The sequence below is a fragment of the Sphaerisporangium melleum genome (genome assembly GCF_014646695.1).
GTDB classification, from domain to species: Bacteria; Actinomycetota; Actinomycetes; order Streptosporangiales; family Streptosporangiaceae; genus Sphaerisporangium; species Sphaerisporangium melleum.
The window spans coordinates 21998-46303 of sequence record NZ_BMNT01000027.1 but is presented as its reverse complement, the minus strand read 5'-3'; the positions used below and the strand labels follow the sequence as shown (position 1 = coordinate 46303).

18 protein-coding genes and 1 pseudogene are annotated in these 24306 nt (G+C 71.3%); 9 read left to right on the top strand and 10 right to left on the bottom strand.

Annotated elements, in window-relative coordinates; translation table 11 throughout:
* Window positions 1–129 precede the first annotated feature (129 nt).
* Both IEY93_RS23335 and IEY93_RS38540 read right to left on the bottom strand, forming a co-directional pair.
* The gene (locus IEY93_RS23335; protein WP_189165317.1) at window positions 130–393 is read right to left on the bottom strand and encodes a hypothetical protein; all 264 of its coding nucleotides are present in this window, start codon (window positions 391–393) and stop codon (window positions 130–132) included.
* Window positions 394–434: 41 nt separating this feature from the next.
* Window positions 435–575, bottom strand: a pseudogene (locus IEY93_RS38540) (hypothetical protein); the annotation flags it as partial.
* 124 nt (window positions 576–699) lie between these two features.
* On the opposite strand from IEY93_RS38540, the gene IEY93_RS23325 reads away from it, so the two are divergent.
* The 5 genes from IEY93_RS23325 to IEY93_RS23305 all read left to right on the top strand — a co-directional run bounded on the left by IEY93_RS23325 (window position 700) and on the right by IEY93_RS23305 (window position 9354).
* Window positions 700–2988: a TIM-barrel domain-containing protein gene (locus IEY93_RS23325; RefSeq protein ID WP_189165245.1), complete on the top strand. Its 2289-nt coding sequence runs from the start codon at window positions 700–702 to the stop codon at window positions 2986–2988.
* A gap of 18 nt (window positions 2989–3006) precedes the next feature.
* Window positions 3007–4320 (top strand): ABC transporter substrate-binding protein, encoded by a 1314-nt coding sequence (locus IEY93_RS23320; RefSeq protein ID WP_189165244.1) that lies wholly within the window; start codon window positions 3007–3009, stop codon window positions 4318–4320.
* Between the two features lie 3 nt (window positions 4321–4323).
* Entirely contained in the window at window positions 4324–5265 is a 942-nt protein-coding gene (locus IEY93_RS23315; RefSeq protein ID WP_189165243.1) for a carbohydrate ABC transporter permease, read from the top strand.
* A gap of 73 nt (window positions 5266–5338) precedes the next feature.
* Complete coding sequence (locus tag IEY93_RS23310; RefSeq protein ID WP_189165242.1) at window positions 5339–6229, top strand: carbohydrate ABC transporter permease; 891 nt, start codon at window positions 5339–5341, stop codon at window positions 6227–6229.
* 164 nt (window positions 6230–6393) lie between these two features.
* On the top strand, window positions 6394–9354 hold the full coding sequence (locus tag IEY93_RS23305) for a glycoside hydrolase family 3 protein (protein ID WP_189165241.1): 2961 nt from the start codon (window positions 6394–6396) through the stop codon (window positions 9352–9354).
* A 122-nt stretch (window positions 9355–9476) separates the two neighbouring features.
* Here the strand turns inward: IEY93_RS23305 and IEY93_RS23300 are convergent, their stop codons facing one another.
* Window positions 9477–9854, bottom strand: a complete 378-nt coding sequence (locus IEY93_RS23300; RefSeq protein ID WP_189165240.1) for a MerR family transcriptional regulator — start codon at window positions 9852–9854, stop codon at window positions 9477–9479.
* Window positions 9855–9968: 114 nt separating this feature from the next.
* Between IEY93_RS23300 and IEY93_RS23295 the strand changes: the two genes are divergently transcribed.
* Window positions 9969–11042, top strand: a complete 1074-nt coding sequence (locus IEY93_RS23295; RefSeq protein ID WP_189165239.1) for an alkene reductase — start codon at window positions 9969–9971, stop codon at window positions 11040–11042.
* A gap of 91 nt (window positions 11043–11133) precedes the next feature.
* Here the strand turns inward: IEY93_RS23295 and IEY93_RS23290 are convergent, their stop codons facing one another.
* From IEY93_RS23290 to IEY93_RS23275, 3 genes are all read right to left on the bottom strand, one after another.
* Window positions 11134–11433 carry a nucleotidyltransferase family protein gene (locus IEY93_RS23290; protein ID WP_189165238.1) on the bottom strand — a complete coding sequence of 100 codons (300 nt, stop codon included), beginning with the start codon at window positions 11431–11433 and terminating at the stop codon, window positions 11134–11136.
* 378 nt (window positions 11434–11811) lie between these two features.
* The gene (locus IEY93_RS23280) at window positions 11812–12708 is read right to left on the bottom strand and encodes a DUF4429 domain-containing protein (RefSeq protein ID WP_189165236.1); all 897 of its coding nucleotides are present in this window, start codon (window positions 12706–12708) and stop codon (window positions 11812–11814) included.
* A gap of 160 nt (window positions 12709–12868) precedes the next feature.
* Entirely contained in the window at window positions 12869–14950 is a 2082-nt protein-coding gene (locus IEY93_RS23275) for a serine/threonine protein kinase (RefSeq protein WP_189165235.1), read from the bottom strand.
* A gap of 253 nt (window positions 14951–15203) precedes the next feature.
* Between IEY93_RS23275 and IEY93_RS23270 the strand changes: the two genes are divergently transcribed.
* Complete coding sequence (locus tag IEY93_RS23270; protein WP_189165234.1) at window positions 15204–15452, top strand: metallothionein; 249 nt, start codon at window positions 15204–15206, stop codon at window positions 15450–15452.
* A gap of 150 nt (window positions 15453–15602) precedes the next feature.
* Here the strand turns inward: IEY93_RS23270 and IEY93_RS23265 are convergent, their stop codons facing one another.
* From IEY93_RS23265 to IEY93_RS23250, 4 genes are read right to left on the bottom strand one after another with little or no spacing between them, the layout of a single operon-like run.
* Window positions 15603–17294, bottom strand: a complete 1692-nt coding sequence (locus tag IEY93_RS23265; protein WP_203968488.1) for an alkaline phosphatase family protein — start codon at window positions 17292–17294, stop codon at window positions 15603–15605.
* A 10-nt stretch (window positions 17295–17304) separates the two neighbouring features.
* On the bottom strand, window positions 17305–18258 hold the full coding sequence (locus IEY93_RS23260) for a carbohydrate ABC transporter permease (RefSeq protein WP_189165233.1): 954 nt from the start codon (window positions 18256–18258) through the stop codon (window positions 17305–17307).
* The gene (locus IEY93_RS23255) at window positions 18255–19307 is read right to left on the bottom strand and encodes an ABC transporter permease (protein WP_372444490.1); all 1053 of its coding nucleotides are present in this window, start codon (window positions 19305–19307) and stop codon (window positions 18255–18257) included. The genes IEY93_RS23260 and IEY93_RS23255 overlap by 4 nt, the downstream gene beginning before the upstream one ends.
* A gap of 39 nt (window positions 19308–19346) precedes the next feature.
* Complete coding sequence (locus IEY93_RS23250; RefSeq protein WP_189165232.1) at window positions 19347–21041, bottom strand: extracellular solute-binding protein; 1695 nt, start codon at window positions 21039–21041, stop codon at window positions 19347–19349.
* 448 nt (window positions 21042–21489) lie between these two features.
* Between IEY93_RS23250 and IEY93_RS23245 the strand changes: the two genes are divergently transcribed.
* Both IEY93_RS23245 and IEY93_RS38535 read left to right on the top strand, forming a co-directional pair.
* On the top strand, window positions 21490–22635 hold the full coding sequence (locus IEY93_RS23245; protein ID WP_308425760.1) for an ROK family transcriptional regulator: 1146 nt from the start codon (window positions 21490–21492) through the stop codon (window positions 22633–22635).
* Window positions 22636–23083: 448 nt separating this feature from the next.
* A partial coding sequence (locus tag IEY93_RS38535; RefSeq protein ID WP_229691392.1) for a glycoside hydrolase family 3 protein occupies window positions 23084–24306 on the top strand: 1223 nt, incomplete at its 3' end.

Here is a 24306-nt window from a genome sequence, read left to right as displayed (position 1 = left end):
CGAAGATGTCTACAGAGGTCGGCGTAAGACTATTGTAAAGATCTCCAGTATGGCGGCGAAGCCGGGGAGGGTGAGGTCAAGAGGGCCCGCGGTGACCACGACAAAGCGGTCACGGGGGGTCCGCCGTGACTAGGGCTCGGCGCGGCGCACCCGCCGGGGGCCGGCCGCAGGACGCCCTCGACCTCCGTGCCCGAGATCAGGTCGGTCCCGGTCGCGGCCACCCTCCTGCTGGGCGCCGGTGTGGTCGAGGGCGAACAGCCGGCTCACTCCGGCGCCGGGTCGCCGCGCCGGCTCCAGCCCGGGCGCGGCGGTGGCGGCGGGCAGTCCGGCCAGGCGTTCGGCGAGGGCCCGGGCGATGCGCACCGATGCCTGGCGGTACGCCGGGGACCACACGCGGTGACGAGGTTGACCCCGGCCTCGCGCATCAGGGCGATGTCCTCGTGCCAGACCTCCTCGGACCACTGCTCGGGGTTGTGGTCGCCGCCGCGGCACAGCCCGCGTACGCCCCTCGGACGGTCGATGGTCTCTCCCCGGTCTCCGGGCGCGGGCAGGCGCGTAATTCGTACGGTGCTCAAACTAAAGAGACCTCCGCGGTGCTGTCAACGGGCAGGACGCGCGGGGCGGAGGCGTTGACGTTTGTTCGTATAGTCGGCAAACTAATTCGCGTTCGACGTCCCCGGATCGCCCAGGAGTACAGCGATGCCGTACCGTCCCCCACTGGTCGCGCATGAGTACTTCAGCGCCGATCCCCCCGAGCTGCCGGTGCGCGCCCGGGGCGAGCAGGGGCTCTCGGCGCTGGTACGTGCCGAGGTGATGGCCACCGGCGGCGACACGGCCACGTTCAAGGTCTCCACCTCCGCGGAGGAGGTGCTGGTCGCCCAGGTCAGCGTGGCCGGCGAGGGCGTCATCCGCGTGCGGCTCGACGAGGACGCCGCGGCCCGCACCCGCTCGGCGCGCGCCATCGAGATGGTCCACCCTGGACGGTTCGCCGGCGCGCGGGTCACGGCCGGCGAGGGCAGGGTGGTGGTGCACGCCGGAACGGTGCGCGCCGAGATCACCCTGGACCCCTGGCACATCCGGTTCACCACCGCCGACGGCCGGCTGCTGACCGAGCAGGACCCCGGCCACGTGGACATCAGCGGCCGGCTGCGCACCCTGCCCTTCGGCCGCTCCCTGGTCGACGGCGTGACCGTGGCCTACCAGGAGAGCCTGACCGCCGCGGCCGACGAGCACTTCGCCGGGTTCGGCGAGAAGTTCACCCCGCTCGACAAGCGCGGCCAGCGCCCGCTGATGTGGAACTTCGACGCCTTCGGCGCCGAGTCCGACCGCTCGTACAAGAACGTCCCCTTCTTCATCTCCAGCCGCGGGTACGGCCTGCTGGTGGACAGCGGCATGCCGGTGGAGTTCGACGTGTGCCGCGCCACGCACAGCTGCGTCGAGATCGTCGTCCCGGACGACCTGATCGACTACTACCTGATCGCCGGGCCCACCGTGCCGGAGGTCCTGACCCGGTACGACGCGCTCACCTGCGCGCCCGCCTTGCCGCCCAAGTGGGCGTTCGGCACCTGGATCTCCTCGGGCTTCTTCAAGGACAGCCAGGAGCGGGTGCTGGAGCGGGCCAGGAAGATCCGCGACCGGGGCATCCCCTGCGACGTGCTGCACCTGGACTGCTACTGGCAGGCCGAGGGCCACTGGTCGGACCTGCGCTGGGACCCCGAGACCTTCCCCGACCCGGCCGGCATGCTCGCCACCCTGCGCGAACAGGGCTTTCAGACCTGCCTGTGGATGAACCCGTACGTGTCCCACCTCAGCCCGGCCTTCACCGAGGGCTCCGCCAAGGGGTACCTCCTGACGGACCGGGACGGCGAGGCCTACGTCGCCGACTCCTGGCACGGCTCCTTCCCGGCGTGCGGCATCATCGACCTCACCAACCCCGAGGCCGTGCAGTGGTTCACCGGCCTGCTGCGCGACCTGCTGCGCCAGGGGGTCGCGGTGTTCAAGACCGACTTCGCCGAGGGCGTGCCGGCCGACGCGGTCGCCTCCAACGGCATGACCGGCACCGAACTGCACAACGTCTACGCGCTGCTGTTCAACGACGTCGTCTCCGCGGTCACCCGAGAGGTGAACGGGCACGGCATGGTGTGGGCGCGCTCGTCGTTCCTCGGCGGGCAGCGGCACGCGGCGCAGTGGGGCGGCGACACCTACACCTCCTACCCCGCCATGGGCAGCACCCTGCGCGGCGGGCTGTCGCACGGCCTGTCCGGCATCCCGTTCTGGAGCCACGACGCCGGCGGCTTCACCGGCACCCCCACCGACGACCTGTACGTCCGGTGGGCGCAGTTCGGCGCGCTGTCGCCGCTGGTGCGCTTCCACGGCACCACCAGCCGCGAGCCGTGGGAGTTCCCGGCTGTGGAGCACCTGGCGGTCGAGGCGATCAGGCTGCGCTACCGGCTGATGCCCTACATCTACTCCGCGGCCGTCGAGGCCGCGCGCACCGGCGCCCCGATGATGCGGGCCCTGGTCGTCGACCACCCCGGCGACCCGGTGGCCTGGCAGGCCGATTTGGAGTACCTCCTCGGGCCCGACCTGCTCGTCGCCCCGATGACCGCTCCCGAGGGCACCCGCCAGGTGTACCTGCCCGAGGGGGAGTGGATCGACTACTGGACCTACGAGACCCACCAGGGCGGCCGGTACATCACGGTCACCCAGCCGCTGGAGCGCATCCCGCTGTTCGTCCGGCGCGGCGCGCTCATCCCGGTGACCGAGGTGCGCGACACGGTCGGCGACGGCCCGTTCACCGACGTCACGCTCATCGCCTACGGCGGCGGGACGGGCGGCACCACCATCAGGGACGTCGACGGTGACACGACGGTCACCGCCACCCAGGAGGGCGACGAACTGCGCGTCAGCGTCGCCGGTCCGCTACAGATCACCAACGTCGAAATCGCCCCCGTCGCCGGCGCCCCCGCCAGGGTCGTCGTCGGCTAGCAGTTACGGAGAAACACCATGTCCAAGGCAGGGATCGTCGCCGCGCTCGCCGCGGCGGCGCTGGCACTGGCCGCGTGCGGCTCAACGGAGACACCGGACACGGGCGGCGGGGGCGGCTCGGCCGGTGCGGCCCGCACCCTCACGCTGTGGCACTACGAGGGCGCCAACAGCGCCATGGGCGTCGCCTGGGCCGAGGCGATCAAGCAGTTCGAGGCGAGCCACCCGAACGTCACGGTGAAGTTCGAGGAGAAGGGCTTCGAGCAGATCCAGAAGACCGCGAGCATGGTCCTCGGATCCGACCAGGCCCCCGACATCATGGAGTACAACAAGGGCAACGCCACCGCCGGCCTGCTGTCCAAGCAGGGGCTGCTCACCGACCTGAGCGAGGAGACGGCGAAGCGCGGGTGGGACAAGCTGCTCAGCCCGAGCCTGCAGACCACCGCGCGGTACGACGATCGGGGCATCATGGGCTCGGGCAAGTGGTTCGGCATCCCGAACTACGCCGAGTACGTGATGGTCTACTACAACAAGGACGCCTTCGAGAAGCAGGGCATCGCGGTGCCCACGACCTTCGAGGAGTTCACCGCCGCGCTGGACACGTTCGTCAAGGCCGGCATCACCCCGATCAGCGTCGGCGGCGCCGAGTACCCCGCCCAGCAGATCATGTACCAGCTCGCGCTCAGCAAGGCGCAGCGCCCCTGGGTGGACGCCTTCCAGCTCTACAAGGGCAAGGTGGACTTCCACGGCCCCGAGTGGACCTACGGCGCCACCACCTTCGCCGACTGGGTGAAGAAGGGGTACATCGCCAAGGACTCGGCGGGGATCAAGGCCGAGGACATGGGCCTCGCCTTCATGTCCGGCAAGTTCCCGATCATGATCTCCGGGAGCTGGTGGTACGGCCGGGTGGCCACCGAGTCCAAGGGCTTCAAATGGGGCAGCTTCCTGTGGCCGGGCAACCAGATGAGCGCCGGCTCCAGCGGCAACCTGTGGGTCGTGCCGGAGAAGTCGAAGAACAAGGACCTGGCCTACGACTTCATCGACATCACCATGAAGAAGGACATCCAGAACAAGCTCGGCAACGCGGGCGGCGTGCCGGTCGCGGCCGACCCCACGTCGATCACCGATGAGAAGAACAAAGAGCTGATCGAGAACTTCAACAAGCTCTCCACCCAGGACGGCCTGGCGTTCTACCCCGACTGGCCGGCGCCCGGTTACTACGACGTGATGGTGGCCGGCGTCCAGGAGCTGATCAACGGCGGCAAGACCCCCGCCCAGGTGCTCGACGAGCTGGCCCAGCCGTACAACGACAACCTCGCCGACATCGGCGGCTGACCGATGGCCGTGCACGCTCCGGCCGCGCGGGCCGGCCAGGCCCGCGCGCCCGAGTCCGTCCGGCGGCCGCGCGCCGGCGCCGGGTACTGGGTCTACCTGGTGCCCGGCGCGGTGCTCCTGTTCGCCGTCATCGTCGTGCCGTTCCTGATGAACATCGGGGCGAGCTTCACCCGGTGGAGCGGCGTCGGCACGCCGAAGTGGATCGGGTTCGACAACTACCGGCGGCTGCTGGGGGACGCGACCTTCTGGTCGTCCTTCCAGCACAACGTCGCCCTGATCGTCGCCATGGCGATCGTGCCCACGCTGCTCGGCCTGCTGCTGGCCGCCGCGCTGTTCGACTACATCGGCCGGCGGTTCGGCACCCGCACGGCGAGCGCCCTGCGCGCGGCGTACTACCTGCCGCAGGTGCTCCCCGTCGCCGTCGCGGGCGTGGTGTGGGGCTGGATGCTCCACCCGTCCTACGGCGCGCTGAACCAGGTGCTCGAAGCCGTCGGCCTGGGCTCGCTCGCCGAGAACTGGCTGGGCGACCCGGACGTCGCGCTCGCCTCGGTAATGGCGATCATGGTCTGGTTCCAGCTCGGCTACCCGGTCGTGATCTTCATGGCCGGCCTGCAGCGGGTGGACCCCGCGCTGTACGAGGCCGCGGAGATCGACGGCGCCTCCTGGTGGCGGCGGTTCTGGCACATCACCGTGCCGCAGATCAGGCCCGAGACGTTCGTCGTCCTGCTGACCTGCACCATCGCCGCGCTCAAGGTCTTCGGCCCGATCTTCGTGCTCACCCGGGGCGGCCCCGGCAAGGCCACGATCGTCCCGTCCTACTTCAGCTACCAGAACTTCTTCGAGAAGGCGAACGTCGGCTACGGCTCGGCGATCGCCACCGTACTCGCGATCATCATCGTGGTCGTGACCTTCCTGTTCCTGCGCGTCCAGGAGCGCGAGTCGTGACCATGCAAGAAACGCCCGGTGACGGCGCCGCCGGCGGCCGGGCGGAGGGGACCACAGTGCCGGAGCCCACGCCATGACCTCCCTTTCGGTACGCCGCGCCCGCTCGGCACAGCAGGCCGGCCACGCCCGGGGCCGGCTCCCCGGCGCCGGGCCGGGCAGATGGGCGGTGCTGGCCGCGCTGGTCGTGCTCGCCGTGGTGATGCTGCTGCCGTTCGCCATCGTCGCGCTGAACGCGGTCAAGTCCCCGGCGGAGTACTCCGCGGGCGGCCCGCTCGCCCTGCCGCACGGCATCTACCTCGACGGCATCGTGGAGTTCTGGAACCGGGTGGACTTCGGCCGCAAGCTGCTCAACAGCCTGCTGGTCAGCGCGGCAGTGGCGGTGCTCGCCGTGGTGCTGTCGGTGCTCAACGCCTACGCCCTCGGCGTCGGGCGGGTGCGGGGACGGCTGTGGATCCTCGTGCTGTTCCTGGTCGCCAACACCCTCCCGCAGGAGGCGCTGGCCTACCCGCTCTACTACATCGCCAAGGCCGTCGGGCTGTACGACAGCCGGCTCGCGCTGATCATCATCTTCACCGTCGTGCAGGGGGCCTTCGGCACCTACCTGCTGTCGGCCGTGCTCGGCAACTTCCCCAAAGAGATCATCGAGGCGGCCGAGATGGACGGGGCGAGCCGGTGGCGCATCCTGTGGCGGATCGTCGTGCCGATCAGCCGTCCCACGCTGAACGTCCTGATGATCTTCTTCTTCATCTGGACCTGGAACGAGTTCTTCCTGCCGCTGATCTTCCTGATCTCCAACGACAACCAGACCGTGCCGGTGGTGCTGGGCGTGCTGCAGGGCGAGAGGATGATGGACGCCACCATGTCCAGCGCCTCGGCCCTGCTCGGCATCATCCCGGCCGTCGCGTTCTTCCTGATCTTCCAGCGCACTCTGACCCGCGGCGTGACCGTCGGCGCGGTCAAGTGACCCGTCGCGGCGCTCGCGCGTCCCAAGATCCGCCGGGGGCCGGTTCCACGCCCGGCCCCTGGCCCCCGCGCTGCCCGCCGTCCCACCGCCTTGCACCTCCGGCCGGAGCACCGGCCGGCCGCGGAGCACCGCACATCGCGTTGACCACCTGACCTGGAGGCGCCATGTCCCCCCGGCGACCGTTACTCGCCGCGGCCGTCTTAGGCCTGCTGACCACCCTGCTCGCGCCCCCCGCGGCGGCGGCCGACAACCCGCCGTTCCGAGATCCGGGCCGCCCGCTGGAGGAGCGCGTCGGCGACCTGCTCGGCCGGCTCACCCTGGACGAGAAGATCTCCCTGCTGCACCAGTCGCAGGCCGCCATTCCGCGCCTCGGCGTGCCGTACCACAAGAACGGCACCGAGGCCCTGCACGGCGTCGCCTGGTCCAACGACGACGCGAACGGCTGGGCGCAGACCTTCGCGGAGGGCACCGTCTTCCCGCAGGCCGTCGGCCTGGCCAGCACCTGGGACCCCGCGCTGATCAAGAAGGTCGGCGCCGCGGTCGGCGACGAGGTGCGCGGCTACAACGCGGCCGACCCGGTGGCCTGGGGCACCCAGGTGTGGGCGCCCGTGGTCAACCTGCTGCGCGACCCGCGCTGGGGACGCAACGAGGAGGGCTACTCCGAGGACCCGCTGCTGACCGGCGCGATCTCCGTCGCCTACGGCAAGGGCCTGTCCGGGGACGACCCGCTGTATCTCAAGACCGCCCCCGTCCTGAAGCACTACCTGGCCAACAACAACGAGTACCAGCGCAGCCTGACCTCCTCCAACCTCCCGCCCCGGGTGAAGCACGAGTACGACGAGGCGGCCTTCAAACCGGCCATCACCGCCGACGCGGCCACCGGCGTGATGGGCTCCTACAACCTGGTCAACGGGCGGCCCAACACCGTCAACCCCGACCTCGGCGGCCTGGTGCGCGGCTGGACCGGCAAGACGCTGTACAACGTCAGCGACGCCTGGGCGCCGCACGCGCTCACCGATCCCGAGCACTACTTCGACAACGAGACCGAGGCGTTCGCCGCCACCCTCAAGGCGGGCATCGACAGCTTCACCGTCGACGACAACAAGCCCGCGACGATGACCGCGCTCATCAAGGACGGGCTCGCCAAGGGCCTGCTCGCCGAGTCCGACATCGACCGGTCCGTGCGCAACGCCCTGACCATCCGGTTCCGCCTCGGGCAGTTCGACCCCGGCGGCGGCCCGTACGGAAAGATCACCAAGGACGTGGTCGACAGCCCCGCCCACCGGGCGCTCAACCGCGAGACCGCCGGCAAGGCCATGGTGCTGCTGAAGAACGCAGGGACCCTGCCGCTCGACCCGAGGCGCACCAGGAACGTCGCCGTCATCGGGCCGCTGCACGACACCCTGCTCAGCGACTGGTACGGCGGCAAGATGCCCTACAAGGTCACCCCGCTGGCCGGCATCAAGGCACGGCTCGGCGCGGGCGCCACCGTGACCGGCACCGACGCCTCGGACCGCGTCGCCCTCAAGGACGTCGCCAGCGGCAGGTACGTCACCGTCGCCACCACCACCGACCCGGTCACGGCCACCGCCACCACCCAGGCCGCGGCGTCGAAGTTCGACCTCACCGACTGGACCGACGGGGTCTCAACCCTGCGCGACGCCGGAACCGGCAAACTGCTCACCGGCAACTGGGGCACCTTCCTCGCCAACTCCGACACCCCCAGCGGCTGGTTCGTCCAGCAGCAGTTCAAGCTGGAGCGGCAGGCCGACGGCACCTACCTCATCCAGTACGCCGGTTATGAGACCAACGAGAGCTGGTGGGGCATCCCCGAGCACTACGTGACCGTCGGCGCCGACGGCACGCTCGGCATGGGCGCCAAGGCCGACGCCGCCCGCTTCGCCAAGGAGATCGTCACCAGCGGCGCCAAGGCCGCCGCCGACCGGGCCAGGGCCGCCGACGCCGCCGTGGTCGTGGTCGGCAGCGACCCGTTCGTCGCGGGCCGGGAGAACCACGACCGCACCGGGCTCGCCCTCGGCGAGAGCCAGCAGGACCTCATCGCCGCCGTCACCAAGGCCAACCCCAACACCGTGGTCGTGCTGGAGGACAGCTACCCGACCACCATGCCCAAGGCGCAGGACAAGGCCGGCGCACTGCTGTGGACCACGCACGCGGGCGCCGAGACCGGCAACGCCCTCGCCGACGTGATCTTCGGCGACGTCAACCCGGCCGGGCGGCTCACCCAGACCTGGTACAAGTCCGAGGATGGCCTGCCGAGCATCCTGGACTACGACATCACCAAGACGGGACACACCTACCTGTACTACAAGGGCTCGCCGCTGTACTCCTTCGGCCACGGGCTGAGCTACACGACCTTCGCCTACCAGGGCCTCACCCTGAACTCCCGCACCGTGCGGCCCGACGGGACCGTCACGGCGACCGTCAAGGTCACCAACACCGGCAGGCGGGCCGGTGACGAGGTCGTCCAGCTCTACACCCACCAGCGCACCTCACGGGTGACCCAGCCGGTCAAGCAGTTGCGCGCCTTCCAGCGCGTCCACCTCGCCCCCGGCCAGACCAAGGCCGTCACCCTGTCCTTCAAGGCCGCCGACCTGGCCCTGTGGGACGTGACCCGGAACACGTGGGCCGTGGAGAAGTCGGCGCACGACGTCATGGTCGGCAGTTCCTCGACCGCTGTGCGCCAGCGCACCACGCTCGACGTCCAGGGGGAGAAGATCCCGCCGCGTGACCTGTACAAGGCCACCCGGGCCGCGGACTTCGACGACTACGCGGGTGTCGAACTGGTCGACGAGACCAAGGCGGCCGGCGACGCGGTCGGCCGGACCGGCGCGGGTGACTGGATCGCCTTCAAGGACGCCGACCTGCGTACCGGCGCCACCGGCATCACCGCCGGCGTCGCCGCCACCGCACCGGGCAAGATCGAGGTCCGCCTCGGCTCGCCCACCGGCAAGGTGCTCGGCACCCTCCAGGTGCCGTCCACCGGCGGCGTCTACACCTACACCACCGTCACCGCACCCCTCGCCAAGACGGGCGGCGTCCGCGACCTCTACCTGACCTTCACCGGCGACCTGCGCCTCAAAGACCTCACCCTCACCCGACCCTGACCCCACCCCGGGTCGCCCGAGCCCTCGGCGCGGGCGACCCGGGGTGGGCCCATCTCGACTCCGGACCCACCGGTCACGCGTGTTCATGACCGCCTCGGCGCCGGGTGGGCGGGCTCAGTGCCTCAGGCTGCAGGGGCCTTGTGCAGGGTCTTGCGGTGGGCGCGGTTCACGGCGATCAGGCGATCGAGCGAGTCGCGGGTGCGGACGAGCTCGGCGATGTGCTCGGTGAGCCGGTCGCGTTCCTGCACCATGCGCTCCATCGCGGCGTCGGAGGTCTCCGCGCTCGGCGCGTCGACGCACGGCATCACCTCCAGGATCGTGCGGCTGGACAGGCCCGCCGCGTACATCCGCTGGATGAACCCGACCCGCTCGACGTCGCGGTCGGTGTAGTGCCGCTGGCCGCTGGTGCTGCGGGTGCTGGTGAGCAGCCCCTGCTCCTCGTAGTAGCGCAGCGACCGGACGCTGACCCCGGCCCGTGCCGCGAGCTCCCCGATGCGCATCCCGTCCTCCGGTCGTGATTTCGCGGCAAACCCTTGCCTCTGACGTCAGTGTCAGGTTTTAGCGTACTGCCGTGCCCGAGTTCCGGGCACCGCGCAGCACCAAGGAGTTCTGACATGACGACCTTGTTGGACGGTTACCGGCTCGGCGGCATGACCCTGCCCAACCGCGTGGTGATGGCCCCGATGACCCGGGTCCGGGCCGCCGCCGGCGGTCTGGCGACCCCCTCGATGGCCGCCTACTACGCCCAGCGGGCGACCGCCGGGCTCATCGTGACCGAGGGGGTGCAACCGAGCCTGATCGGGCAGTCCAACCCGGGCACGCCGGGACTGCACACCGACGAGCAGGTGGCCGCCTGGCGCCCGGTGACCGCCGCCGTGCACGCCAACGGCGGACGCGCATTCGCCCAGATCATGCACGGCGGGCGGGTCTCGCATCCCGCCACCACCGGCTTGCGGCCGATCGGCCCCTCGGCCGTCCCCGCCACCGGTGAGGTGTTCACCCCGGACGGGCCCCGGCCCGCGCCGACCCCGCGCGCCCTGGAGACCGCCGAGGTGCCCGAGCACGCCCGCTCGTACGCCGAGGCCGCCCGCCGCGCCATCGACGCCGGCTTCGACGGCGTGGAACTGCACGGCGCCAACGGGTACCTGATCTCGCAGTTCCTCTCCTCCAACGCCAACCTGCGCACCGACCGGTACGGCGGCTCGGTGACCAACCGCATCCGGTTCGCCGTCGAGGCGGCGGCGATGACCGCCGAGGCCGTCGGCGCGGCCAGGACCGGCATCCGCCTCTCCCCGGGCGGGCCGTTCTGGGGCATCGAGGAGACCGACATCCCCGAGCTCTACACCGCGCTGCTGGCCGAGCTGGCGCGGCTCAACCTGGCGTACGTCCATCTGGAGGCGACCACCGACGAGGAGGTGCTGGTGGCCCTGCGCCGTGCGTGGCCGGGCACCCTCATCATGAACCCGGTGCTCCCGCTGGGTCCCAAGCGGACCGGCCGGAGCGAGGCCGACCACTGGCTCGCGCTCGGGGCCGATCTGATCAGCTTCGGCCGTGCCTACATCGCCAACCCCGACCTGGTCGAGCGCCTGCGCACCGGCCTCCCGCTCGTCCCCGCCGACGAGGCCACCTACTTCCAGGGCGGCGACACCGGCTACCTGACCTACCCCACCTACCAGCACACAGCCTGACCGCGACCCCGGCGAGGGCCACGAACGGACGTCGTCCGACGGTCCCGGCGCCTTCGGCGATGTCCGCTCGACAGGAGGACCCCGGTGGCGGTCAAGCGGCGTACAGCACCTCGGCCTCCCCGAGCACCTCGTCACGGATGGCCCAGTGCAGGGCATCCTTCGACACCAGGTCGACCGAGTGACCTAGCAGAGCTTCCAATTCGGTGTGGAGCCCGAAGAAGGCCAGCCCTCTGATGGCGTGGAAGCCGCGCACGTAGAGCAGGTCGACATCACTGTCCCGCCTCGCCTCGCCCCGAGCCGTGGATCCGAAGACCATGAGCTCGACCACGCCGTATCCGGCGCACAACTCCGCGATGGCGGGACGCAGCCGGTCGAGCTCCTCCATCGTCATGCGGCCATCCTGCCGAAGCCCACTCAGGCGTTCACGGCCTTGACATGTTCTGTCGGTGGGGATGGGGCGCCTGGCGCTCGTCGCGGGGCCGCAGTTCGGAGGCGGGTGCTGAGCCGTCTTGGCCGGCTGCAGGGCTCGCGAGAGTGCACCAGACGATCTTTCCGCCGGTGGTGGGCACCTGAATCCCCACCTAGGCGCATCGGGTTCTCCGCCAGCGCGGTTGCCATGGTGGAGACGTCCAAGTTCCGCCCCTCGTGTGGGACTCCAAGGTGCCGCTCGGTGCCGTGGTCATCTGTGCTGATGGCGAGTGGCGGGCGTTCCTGAGCGGTGTCAAAGGCGCGTCGTTCGACGGGTGAGCGCGGAGTTCAGTCCGCGGTTTCAGCCGGGGGGTGCCTGAGGGTGTAAGAGAAGGTGTTTGGCGGCGGTGAACTCCTCGTCGGTGAGGACGCCGGAGCGGTGCAGCTCGCCGAGCTCGGTGAGGCGGCGGATGAGCGTGTCGTGGCTTTCGAGCTCGGCCACCCGGCGCAGCAGGGCATCGTGGTCGCCGGACGGGGGCGCGGTCAGGGCGGACGGCTCCTGGTCTTTGGGCAGGCGGGCCAGCACGGCGGCGGCGACCAGGGCCGTGGTGCCGCCATAGCGTTGCACGCCCCACGACAGGCAGTGCGGGTCCTGCTCGGGCTTCTTGACCGGGGTCCGGCCCTTCAGGTGGAAGCGGAGCCGGCCGTAGCCGACGCCGGACTGCGGTGCCCACTCGACCCCGGACAGCTCGGCGAGCAGCAACGTCTGCGGCCCGGCCGCCTCCTTGGCCGAGCTGGCGAACAGGGTCCACTCCAGATGGACGCGCTCACCGTCGAAGCTGACCGAGCCGTCGCCGGCGTGGGCCGAGACCGGCACGGCGGGGCCGGGCAGCAGATAGCGTTCGGAGGGGCCGGTCGGCACCTGTTCGAGCAGGAGACTCGTGCGCACCTCCTCCGCGAGGTATTCAGCGGCGCCGGCACGTTCTCTCGGGATGGTCAGCCGGTAGGGGTCGACGGCGCCGAGGAGCCGTCCGGCGACCACGTCGGTCAGCGGGTCGGCGCCCTGCCGTAGCCGGACCTGCAGGCCGCCGCCCTTGCGGGACGACTCGAACGACACCCCGGCGATCGCCGCGAGGGGGATGGTCACCTCACCGAGCACCCTGCGCAGCTCGTGCACGCCCTTGTCCCCACCCGGGGCGATGCGAAGCGTCTCACCGTCGAACGTCCACGAGCCGTCCGGCACCAAGATCTCGGCCATCCTCTCACCATAAGGCGTTTCGGCGGGCCGTGGCGGGGCTGTACGAGGCGACCGGGGACGGTTTCTCGTGGTGCCGCCCCTCCGGGCATGGACGTCAGGGGCGGCTGGGCCGCTACCGGATCGGTCTGCGGTGCTCCGGCCTTCAGGCCGGGGAGCTGCGTCAATTCGGGCCGAACCGGACGAGGGTCGTCGCGGCGTCCTTCTCGGGGACGTCGGCCAGCGTGCGCCTGATCTTCCCGTGGAAGTCCAGGACGACGTACTTCTTGTCGGCTTTGCGCCGGTCGTAGACGAGCAGGTGGTTCTCGTCCCACCAGCCCTGGACCGACAGGTCGTCCCAGGCGGGGATGGTGGCCGTCCGATTGCCCGAGCCGAGGTTCCACACGCAGATGGCGGTGGTGGTCGGCTCGGACGCCGGGCAGTAGGTGAAGAAGGAGGTGCCGGAGGGGGAGAAGACGCCCGGGCCGGGGATTCGCCCGACCCAGGGGAGGGTGCGCACGACGTTGCCCTTCATGTCGCGAAAACGCATCCCGTAGCGCGGCTTGCTCCCGGTCTCGTACGCGCCGACGATGTAGGCGCCGTCCGGGCTCCAGTCGAAGTCGCCGGCTCCGTCCTGCCGGTCGTCGGTCATCACGACGGTGGCCTTGCGGGTGGTGACGTCGACCACGACGAACCCCCCGGGGTACTGCGTCTTCTTGTCGGCCCTGCGCTGGTAGAAGGTGAGCAGGTACCGCTTGCCGTCCCGGCTCCAGACGCCCGAGAGCCCGCGCAGCGGCCGATCGAGGGTGTCCACCGAGAACCGCTCGCCGGTCCTGCGGTTGTGGAACACGACACTGTCGTGGCCGGACGAGGAGAACGTGAGCCGGGGGTTCACCGCCACCCAGGTGCCGTCGGGGGAGACGGCCGGGTCGCCGGAGGCCGCGTTCTCCGCGATCTTGCCGAAGGTGTCGGCGCCGGCGTCGCGGGCGTAGGTCTCGAACCGCTCGCCGTCGTGGTCCTGGATGAAGTAGGCGTTGAGCCGGTACGGGTCGGCCGGGTTCTCGTGCAGCCGGATCCCCGAGCCGGGGAGAGTGAGGTCCGTGGTCGGCGGCGCCGGTGGGCTGGGGGAGGCCGGGATGACCGCGGCCGACGGGGTGGGGGCCGGTGCCGGAGCCGGGCGGGCCACCGGGGTGGGCGTCGCGCGGGGCGTCAGCGCGTACACGGTGCCGCCGGAGGCGAACGCGATGGCGACGGCGCCGGCGACCAGCGCCAGGACTCGCCGGCGTCCACCGGCGGGCTTCGGCGGCGGTGGCGGGACGTCGGCCGGATGCGGAGGCGGGAGCTCCACCGGGGTTCCCGGGTCCGGAGGCGGCGGCGCGGCCTGTCCGGCGCGCGGGCCGGGGGCCGGTGCGGGCGTGGCGTCGGGTGGGCGGGGCGCGGCGGCGGTGAGTTCGAGCGTTCCCAGCATCTGCGCGTGGCCGACCAGGCGAAGCAGGGCCTCGCCGGAGGTGGGGCGGCGGGCAGGGTCCTTGGACAGGCACTCGGCGACCAGGCTGAGCAGGTCTCCGTCCAGGACGCTCAGGTCGGGCTCTCCGCGCATGATCTTGTTGATCGTGGCCGGCATGCCGCCGGCGTCGAAGGGGGCGCGCCCGGACGCGGCGAACAGCATGGTCGCGCCCCAGGCGAACATGTCGGAGGCCGGTCCGGCCGCAGCGCCGTCCAGTTGCTCCGGGGTGAGGTACGCGAGGCCGTCGAGCGATCGGGTGGTGCCGCTCATCCCGGCGTCCAGGACCTCGGCGACGCCGAAGTCGATCACTCGCGGCCCGCCCGGGCCGAGCAGCACGCCGCGAGGGCCGAAGGCCCGGTGGGCGAGGCCGGCCTGGTGGCCGGCGACGAGCGCGGTCATGGTGCCGATGGCGAGCCGGTGCAGGGCGGTGCCGTACAGCGGGCCGTCCTGTTCGACGACCTGCCGCAGCGTGGGCCCGGCGATGTACTCGCTCACGACGTACGGCCGCTCGCCCGCCATGCCCGTCTCGATCACCTGGGCCGTGCAGAACGCCGACACGTGCTGCAGTTCGTTCACCTTGGCCAGGAACCGGTCGGCGCCGGCCAGGCCCTCGTGCAGCAGCTTGATCGCGACCTGCTCTTCGTCCGGTCCCTGGGCGAGATAGACCGTGCTCACGGCGCCCGCGCCGAGCCTGCCGAGGAGGTGGTACCGGCCTAACTCGCTCGGATCATCCGTGAGCAGGGGCGAAGCCTGCGGCATCTCGGGATTCTCCTTCGGGAGGTTCCGTCGGTCGATCGTCCATTATGCGGACGGAAAGCGCCGGCGGTAGGGGATGTCGCTGCTTTCGCCGGGTTTTTCAGCCTCGCGCGGCCGGGTCCCCGATGGGGTGGGAGTGCCGGGCCGGATGGAGAGCGCCGGCCGAGGTCAAGGCTGTGTCCGGAAATGACCGGCTTGGCAGCATTCATAGTGCTTTTCGGGTACTTCGGGAGAAAGGCGACTCGGAAGGAAGATCATGGCTAGATGCGAAGTATGCGGCAATGACTATGAGATGAGCTTCGAGATCCACGCCAAAGGCGGCGTGCACACCTACGACTGCTTCGAGTGCGCCATCCAGGGCATGGCACCGATGTGCGAGCACTGCGGCTGCCGCATCATCGGGCACGGCGTCGACGCCGGCGGCCACTGGTACTGCTGCGCCCACTGCGCGCGCCAGAAGGGCGTCAAGGACCTGGTCGACCACGTCGCAGCGGCCTCCCGCTGAGGCCGGCGACACGCGAACGCCGCGGGCCCGCCCGGCGTCGGCAGGCGGGCCCGGCGCATCCGGCCCGTGGGCTCGCCGGTTCAGGTGCGTGCGCCCTCCGCTGTCCGGTACGCCAGGCCCGCCGGTCGCGGCGGCGCCCGGCACGGGCGTTCACCGGGAGCCGGCCACGCGCAGGGCGCCGGTGAGGTCGGGGACCTTGGTGTCCCGGTCGCCGACCGGAGCCAGGCCGAGCCCTCGCTCGATCGTCGCCAGGATGGACGTGGTGTCGTACACGGTGTGGTCCACGCCGGAGCGCCGCAGCGACGTGCCGAGGATCAGGGCGGGGACGCGCGTCCCCGGGCCGAACGCGTCGTGCGCGCCCCGGGTCGGGCTGCCCGCGCCGGGGGGCGGCACATGGTCCCACTGGCCGCCGAACTCGTCGTAGGTGACCACCACCAGGGTGTCATCGGCCTGCGGCCCGCTCGTGACGGTCCTGAGCAGGTCGACCAGATGGTCGCTGCCGTCCGGTTCGCTCGCGTACCCGGGGTGCTCGTTCTCGGCGCCGTACGGCTTGACGAAGGCGACCGTGGGAAGCGTGCCCTTCCTCGCCGCCGTGACGAACGCCGTCTCGTCCTTCAGGTGCGCGCGGCCGGGTGTGCCCGGCGCGTAGGCCGCGAAGTAGGCGAACGGCTGGTGGTGGTACTGGAACAACGGCCCCGGCCGGCCCGCCTCGGCGTCGGCCCAGCCGCCTGAGTACCACGCCCAGTCGATGCCCTTGGCGGTCAGCCGGTCGCCGATGGTGGGGTGCTTCGCGGAGATGAGCGGCAGCCGCGGGCCGTCCCCCTGCGGCGCGGCGCCCGGCTGGATGGTGTTGACCGCATAGTCGCCACAGGCCACGGCCGGGTTGGCCGCAGGGCCGCAGGCCTGGGTGAGCTGCGCGTCCTTGACCGGGGTGGCCGGCCGGTACAGCGGGTAGCCTGCGGCCGGGAAGCCCGCGGCGTCGACCACCGAGTGCAGCCCCTCGTGCGGCCCGCCGGGGCCCGCGCTGGTGTCCACCGGCGCCCGGCCGGCGATGAGCCACTGGTGGTTGAGGAACGAGCCGCCGAACGCGCCCTGGAAGAATCGGTCGGCGATCACGTACTTGGGCGCGCCGGCCGAGTGCAGGTATGTCCAGATGGGCAGTCGGCGGGTGTCGTAGACGCCCATGGTCAGGCCGGCGGCGTCGCCGCCGGTGACGTAACGGTCCTGCCTGCCGCCGTGGATCTGGTACTGCTCCTGGTAGAAGCGGTGCACCAGGTCGCGGGTGCAGCCCCCGGGCCGGGCGCCGGTGACGCCCCTGCGTACCCCGGTGGCGGGTGCGGGGGCGCCGGGCGCGGGGCAGGTGCGGTCCAGCGGGCGGAGGTGGTCGTCGATGGTGAACGGCCGGTTGGCGAAGTGGCTCGCGGGCAGGCCGTGCGCGGCGTCCCGGCAGGTGACCGGCAGCGGGGGAGAGGTGAGGTTGACGTCGTTCTGCGGCAGGCAGGCGTAGGGGGTGCCGTCCTGGGCGACCTGCCGGGCACGGGTGGCGGCCCCGCCGAGGCCGTCCACCCGATCGCCGCCGACCGGCCCCCAGCGGCCGTAGAGGTTGTCGAAGCTGTGGTTCTCCTCGTAGATGACGACCAGGTGGCGGTAGCGGCCGATCACCCGCGGCCCGCCGCCGGCCCGGGGCGCCTCCGCGACCGGGCCGGCGTCCGCCCGGCCCCCGGTGGCCGCGGCCAGGCATCCCGGCGGGGTCAGCGCCAGCGGCAGGGCGCACGTGAGCGCGACCCGGAGTGTCCTCCGGCGCGCTCCGCGGGGGAGCGTTCTTCTCCTCGTTGCTCGCACCCGCCCATCCTCACCCCTTGACCGCGCCGATGATGACACCCTTGGTGAAGTGTCGCTGCACGAACGGATAGATCAGCAGCACCGGGATCAGCGCGATCGTCACGATCGACATCTGGATGGCCAGGCTCGGCGGCAGCGGCCGCCCGGCGATGGTGTCGCTGGCCTGGCCGACGACCAGTGACTGCCCCTGCAGGACGTACTGCCGCAGGACCACCTGGAGCGGCCATTTGGCGCTGTCGTTGAGGTAGAGCACGGCGTTGAAGAACGCGTTCCAGTAGCCGACCGCGTAGAACAGGCCGATCACCGCGACGACGCCCTTGGAGACCGGCAGCACGATGCGCCACAGGATGCGGAACTCGCCGGCCCCGTCGACCCGGGCGCTGTCGATCATCTCGCCGGGGATGTTCATGAAGAACGCCCGGATGACCACCAGGTTGAACGCGCTCACCGCCGTGGGCAGGATCAGCGACCAGTAGCTGTCGATCAGGCCGAGCGAGCTGACCAGCAGGTAGTTCGGGATCATGCCGGGGCCGAACAGGAACGTCACCAGCACCATGAACAGCAGGGGCCGGTGGAACAGCGAGCCGGGCCGGGACAGCCCGTAGGCCGCCAGCACCGTCACCACCAGGCTGAGGGCGGTCCCGGTCGTGGTGATCGCGAGGCTCACCACGACGGCGCGGGTGACCACCCCGCCCGCGAACAGCTCCTGGTAGGCGGCCAGGGACAGCTCGCCCGGGACGGTGACCAGCCCGCCGGCGCGGGTCACGGTCTCCTGGGTGGACAGGCTGGTGAGCACCACCATGTACACCGGGAAGACGACGGCGGCGGCGATCAGCGCGAGGATCAGCCCTTTGACGGCCCGTCCCGCCGGGCTCGGCGGCTCGTCCCAGGACGGACGCCCGGCGCCGGACGCCCGCGCCGGACGTCTTGGGCGTGCGGGGCGTGCGGAGGTCGTGGTCGTCATGATCGTTTGTAGATCCCCTGCTCGCCGAAACGGTGCGCCACCCGGTTGGCCACCAGGATGAGCAGCAGCCCGACCAGGCCCTTGACCAGGCCCGCCGCGGCTCCGTAGCTCCACTCGCCGGTGGTCAGAGTGCGCCAGTACAAGAAGGTGTCCAGCACCTCGGAGGCCTCGCGGCCCACGGCGTCGCGTTGGAGGAAGAACTGCTCGAACCCGACGTTGAGCGCCTCACCCAGCCGCAGGATCAGTAGCAGGATGATCACCGGGCGCAGGCCGGGCAGCGTGATGTGCCACATGCGCCGCCAGCGTCCCGCGCCGTCCACCGCCGCCGCCTCGTAGAGGTTCTGGTCGATGGCGGCCAGCGCGGCCAGGAAGATGATCGTCCCCCATCCGGCGTCCTTCCAGACGGTCTGCGCGGTGACCAGCATCAGGAAGGTGTCGGGATTGGTCATCAGATCGAAGCCCTGCCCGCCGTGGTCGCGCAGGATCTGCGAGACCAGGCCCGCCCCGCCGAGCATCTGCTGGAACAGCGTCACGACCAGCACCCAGGAGAAGAAGTGCGGCATGTAGACGATGCCCTGGATGATCAGCCGCAGCCGGGGCCACATGACGCTGTCGAGCAGGATCGCCAGCGCGATGGGCACCGGGAAGTAGAACACGAGCTGGAACGCGGTGATGCTCAGCGTGTTCAGCGTCGCGTCCCAGAAGCTCTGGTCCTGCAGCAGCCACTGGAAGTTGCTCAGTCCCACGAACGGGCTGTCGGCGATGCCGACGTAGGGGGAGTAGTCCTGGAAGGCGATGATGTTGCCGAGCAGCGGGACGTAGTGGAACACCAGCAGCAGTCCCGCGGCCGGCAGCGTCATCAGCAGCAGCGGCCAGTCGCGCCGCAGACGGGCCAGGAACGGCCGGTCCGGCCCCGGCGCGGGCGAACGGCGCGGTTTCCTGCCGCCGCCGCTTGCCTTTTCGGCGGTGGAGCCGACATTGTTAGAGGTGCCGGTCCCGGCGGGTGAGGTCAGGTCACCCGCCGGGCCGGTCCCTGTGCCGTTCCTCAGCACGCCGGCCGCCGCACGGTCGCGGCCGTCGCGATGGCGCTAGGCACGGCCGTTGTCCCGCAGGACCTTCATGTAGAACTCGCGCGCCTCGTCCCCGCCGTCCCGCCGCCACTCGGCGACGATCTGCTTGATGTCGCTCACCGGGCGGCGTCCGCGCATGACGTCGGTGAACTTGTCCTCGGTGGGCAGTTGCAGGCCGGCCATCCGTGAGGGCCGCTGGTGCCGGATGCCGTCGAGCGGGGTCTTCTCGATGTACTTGAACGAGGCGTTCTGCCACTCGACGTTGCCGCGGACGGCGTCGGGATAGGCCACGTAGTCGGCGACGATGGGCCGTCCGCCCAGGAAGACGTAGGTCGGCTGGGCCTCCTTGCGCCCGAGGTCGGTGAACTGCGGCACCCCCTTGGCGTCCCGGGTGTAGTGCTTGCCCTCGACGCCGTAGGTCGCGAGCTCGTACTCCTTGGTGCCGAACGGGGCCGCGCACCAGTTGAGGATCGACAGGATCTCCTGGATCCGGTCGGCACCCAGGCCCTTGCGGACGAAGGTGAAGATCCCCGCCGGGTTGTTGTGGTACATGATCGGCGTGCTGCCGTCGTGCGAGAACAGCGGCACGGCACCGATGGCGAAGTCGGGGTTCTTGCCGCGGTGCTGCTGGAGCAGTTCCTTCCAGGCGCCCAGGCCGTCGCGGTAGATGACGATCTGCCCGGAGGCGAACAGGTCCTTCTCGTTGGCGCCCCGGCTGGAGACGTTCGGGTGGATGAGCTCGGCCTCGAACATCCGGCGCATGAAGGCGATCATCGCCTCGAACTCGGGCGTCTCGTACTTGTAGAGGAGCTTGCCGCCGTCCAGGCGCCACTCCTGCGGCACCTTGAAGATGGGCCACACCATCTCGTGGATGTCGCCGAACGCCCAGCGCTTGGCCTTGGCGTCGGTGATGCTCTTGCCGAGCGCGAACAGCTCCTCGGCCGTGGTGGGCATCGCCCAGTCGGAGTGCTGGTCGAAGATGTCCTTGCGGTACAGCAGCGCGAGCGGGAAGGGTTCGGTGGGGAACGGCACCGCCGCCAGCCGGCCGCTGAACACCGAGAAGGCCCACGCGGCGGTCGGCAGGTTGGCCAGCATCGGGTAGGCCTTGACCTTGTCGCCCTGCAGGTAGGGGGTGAGGTCCTCGAACGCCTTGTCGACGGCCCGGTTGAAGTCGGCCATCTTCTCGATCTCCCACTGGGGGATGACGACCAGTTCGGGGATGTCGTTCGCGGCGAGCCGGGCGGTCACCTTGTCGACGTAGGTCGTGCCGTCGGCGATCTGGAAGTCGACCGTCGCGCCGATGTCGGCGTTGCACGCCTGGAAGTAGGCGTTCTCCGTCAGGCCGGGCGGGGGAGGGCCCCACAGCGGGGTCATGGCCTTGTAGCTTCCGCCCTTGCCGGCCGGGCCGGAGACGGCGTCGGCGAGGGGGGAGGGGTAGGTGAGGTAGCCGCCGCCGACGTCCGGGACGCCGGGCAGCGTCGAGATGGTGCCCGGGATCTCCGGCTTGACGCCCTGGAAGGGGACGTAGGACGGGGTGAGGGACTTGAGCTTGTCGGCCGCGGCGGCGGTGGCGCCTCCACTGCCGGGCCGGCGTCCGGACGGGGTGGAGCAGCCGGTCAGCAGGCCGCCGCCGGCGATGGAGGCGGCGCCGAGGCCGACCAGGCCGAGGAACCCCCGGCGGCTGGTGCCCGGCTCGTCGTGCGGAGGTGTCACCGGGCGCCCCCTTCGCGGAGGCGGGCGGGCGGTGCCTGGCGGGACAGGGCGGATGACGCGCGGGCCGGTGCGCGGTGTAAGGCGAAAGATGTCATCGGGTGTTCCTTTTCGTATGCGCGAGTGCGGTGGTCGAGGCCGGTCAAGGGTGTCGGGAGTGGCACGCTCCGGGGTAGAGTTAGTTCGTCTGGTGACCAAACAAATTAGCCTAGGGGTACGGGCGCCACAAGGGACGGCCGCGGCCTTCCCGAGGGCACCGGTCACCGGCCGGCGACATGGGCGCGGCGGCGCGCGGCGAGGGAGCACAAGGGCGAGGTATGACCAGCGGCTCGACGATGCGGCATGATGGGCCCACCGGGGCTCAGCGGGAACGGGGCTGATTTTGATCAACGCGCACACCGGGCCTCAGCCGGCGGACTTCGCCGATGTCCGGGCCACCAACCTCGCGGTCGTGCTTCGGTTCGTACGGGAGAACGCGCCCTGCTCCCGCGCCGACATCGCCGCCTCGACCGGCCTCAACAAGGCCACGGTGTCCAGCCTGGTCGCCGACCTGATCGACCGGCGGCTGCTTCGCGAGACCGGCCTCACGGAGAACCGCGTCGGCCGGCCCGCGACCATGCTGGTGCTCGACGGCTCCCCCTACGCCGCCATCGGCATCGAGGTGAACGTCGACCACCTGACCGCCGTCGCCATCGACCTGGCCGGCACCGAGCTGCTGTCGTGGCGCCGGTCCTTCCCCGGCGCCGCGGCGACGCCCGGGCAGACCGTCGCCGCGGTCGCCGCCCTGGCCAGGCGGGTGCTCAACCGGATGGCCAAGGAGGCCCGCCAGGTGCTCGGCCTCACCGTCGCGGTGCCGGGGCTGGTCGACGTGAACGGCTCGGTGGGCATCGCGCCCAACCTCGGCTGGCGGGACGTCGACCTGTCCGGCGATCTGGCCAAGGCGCTGCGCGACCCCGGCTTCCCCGTGCTGGTCGACAACGACGCCAACCTCGCCGCGCTCGCCGAGCACCGCTTCGGCCCGCACGGCGGGGTGGCCGACCTCGTCTACCTGACCGGCGAGGTGGGCGTGGGGGCGGGCGTCATCCTGGACGGCCGGCTGCGCCGCGGCGGCCGGGGCTTCGCCGGCGAGATCGGCCACATCCAGGTCGACCCCGCGGGCGCCCAGTGCCGCTGTGGGCGCCGGGGCTGCCTGGAGGCCGTCGCCGGTATGGCGGCCGTGCTGCACGACACCGCGCCCGACGCCACGCCCGCCGAGCTGGAGCCGGAGATCGAGGACATCGTGCGGCTGGCCCGCGGTGCCGACCCGTCGGTGCTCGGCACGCTCGCCGGCATCGGCGGCGAGCTCGGCAAGGGCGTCGCCGTCATCGCCAACATGCTCAACCCCGAGGTGGTCGTGCTCGGCGGGTACTACGTCGCGCTCGCCCCGTGGGTGCTGCCCGCCGCCCAAGCGGAGTTCGCCCGCCGCAGTGTCGCCCCGGACGGCGGCGGCACCCGGCTGGTCGCCTCCACCCTCGGCTACCGGGCCGCGGCGCTCGGCGCGGCGGCGCGCCTGCTCGACTCGATCGACTCCGGCCGCCTGCCCGCCGCCCAGACCTGACGGCCGCGCCGTGCGTCGCCCGGGCCCGATCCGGGCGCGAGGCCGGGACGCGTACGCCGGTCCACACGAATACGGTGTGCATCCGCAGGTCGTTCCACGTGATCGCCTGGTCGTCGCGGGTCCGCGCGGGTGGGGCGTGCACCGGGTCCGCACGTGCGCCGGTGCAGAGCGTGCCCCTCTCGGTGTTCCGCCGCCGCGCCGAGCTCACCCCGGAGCGGCGGCGGGAATCGTCCGGACGGAAGTCGGTGACGACTCTTGACCCGAAGGCCGTAAAGCGGCACGCTTCAGGAGAACTCCGGATTTAACACTGCGGAAATCTTCGTATACACCGTCGAAGCGCTTCGATAGACCGGTCCAGGTCGCCTCCGCGGAGCGCATCGACCGCACAGACGCCCGTCGTCGAAGCGCTTCGAAACGCACCTCGGTGAGCGAAGGACGGTCCCCCCACATGAACGAACCGGTTCCCGGCACCTTCCGCGATCCCGCCCTGCCGGTCCAGGCACGTGTCGCCGACCTCCTCGGCAGGCTCACCCTCGAGGAGAAGATCGGCCTGCTGCACCAGTACCAGCCACCGGTGCCCCGGCTCGGCCTCGCCTCCTTCCGTAGCGGCACCGAGGCGCTGCACGGGCTCGCCTGGCTCGGCCCGGCCACCGTCTTCCCGCAGGCCGTCGGCCTGGCGAGCACCTGGGACCCCGACCTGGTGCGCAGCGTCGGCGCCGCGGCCGGCGCCGAAGTGGTCGCCATGCACCACAAGGACCCGTCCGGCGCCGGGCTCAACGTCTGGGCGCCGGTGGTCAACCCGCTGCGCGACCCGCGGTGGGGACGCAACGAGGAGGGCTACTCGGAAGACCCGTGGCTCACCGGCGTCATGGGCACGGCCTACTCCCGTGGCCTGCGCGGCGACCACGAGGTCCTGCGGACCGCGCCCACGCTCAAGCACTTCCTGGCCTACAACAACGAGACCGACCGGTGCGTCACCTCCAGCAACCTGCCGCCCCGCGTCCTGCACGAGTACGAGCTGCGCGCCTTCCGCCCCGCGATCGAGGCCGGCGCCGCCGTCTCGCTGATGCCGTCCTACAACCTGGTCAACGGCCGCCCGGCGCTGCTCAGCCCGCTGATCAACGAGGTGGTGCGCTCCTGGACCCCGGACGAGGTGCTGGTGCTCAGCGACGCGCACGCCCCGGCCAACCTCACCGGCCTGCAGGGGTACTACGACGACCTGCCCGAGGCGTACGCCGCGGCGATCAAGGCCGGGCTGGACGGCTTCACCCAGGACGACGACCGGCCGGCCGAGACGCTGCGGCACCTCGCCGAGGCGCTGGACCGCGGGCTGCTCGACCCCGCCGACATCGACACCGCGGTGCGCCGCGTGCTGGCGATCCGCGTCCGCCTCGGCGAGTTCGACCCCGCCACCCCCTACGACGACGTCACCGAGGAGGTCGTCAACAGCCCCGAGCACCAGGCCCTGGCCCGTCTGGCCGCCACCCGGTCGATGGTGCTGCTGAAGAACGACGGCCTGCTGCCGCTGGCCGGCACCGAACGCGTCGCGGTGATCGGCCCGCTCGCCGACACCCTCATGGAGGACTGGTACAGCGGCACCCTGCCCTACGCCGTCACCGCCCGCGCCGGCCTGGCCGAGCGGTGCGCGACGGTCTTCGCCGAGGGCGTCGA

Bases quoted from the DNA above. Each gene is read 5' to 3' on its own strand.
- IEY93_RS23325 (WP_189165245.1), top strand. From the start codon at position 700: ATGCCGTACCGTCCCCCACTGGTCGCGCATGAGTACTTCAGCGCCGAT.
- IEY93_RS23320 (WP_189165244.1), top strand. From the start codon at position 3,007: ATGTCCAAGGCAGGGATCGTCGCCGCGCTCGCCGCGGCGGCGCTGGCA.
- IEY93_RS23315 (WP_189165243.1), top strand. From the start codon at position 4,324: ATGGCCGTGCACGCTCCGGCCGCGCGGGCCGGCCAGGCCCGCGCGCCC.
- IEY93_RS23310 (WP_189165242.1), top strand. From the start codon at position 5,339: ATGACCTCCCTTTCGGTACGCCGCGCCCGCTCGGCACAGCAGGCCGGC.
- IEY93_RS23305 (WP_189165241.1), top strand. From the start codon at position 6,394: ATGTCCCCCCGGCGACCGTTACTCGCCGCGGCCGTCTTAGGCCTGCTG.
- IEY93_RS23300 (WP_189165240.1), bottom strand. From the start codon at position 9,854: ATGCGCATCGGGGAGCTCGCGGCACGGGCCGGGGTCAGCGTCCGGTCG.
- IEY93_RS23295 (WP_189165239.1), top strand. From the start codon at position 9,969: ATGACGACCTTGTTGGACGGTTACCGGCTCGGCGGCATGACCCTGCCC.
- IEY93_RS23290 (WP_189165238.1), bottom strand. From the start codon at position 11,433: ATGACGATGGAGGAGCTCGACCGGCTGCGTCCCGCCATCGCGGAGTTG.
- IEY93_RS23280 (WP_189165236.1), bottom strand. From the start codon at position 12,708: ATGGCCGAGATCTTGGTGCCGGACGGCTCGTGGACGTTCGACGGTGAG.
- IEY93_RS23275 (WP_189165235.1), bottom strand. From the start codon at position 14,950: ATGCCGCAGGCTTCGCCCCTGCTCACGGATGATCCGAGCGAGTTAGGC.
- IEY93_RS23270 (WP_189165234.1), top strand. From the start codon at position 15,204: ATGGCTAGATGCGAAGTATGCGGCAATGACTATGAGATGAGCTTCGAG.
- IEY93_RS23260 (WP_189165233.1), bottom strand. From the start codon at position 18,258: ATGACGACCACGACCTCCGCACGCCCCGCACGCCCAAGACGTCCGGCG.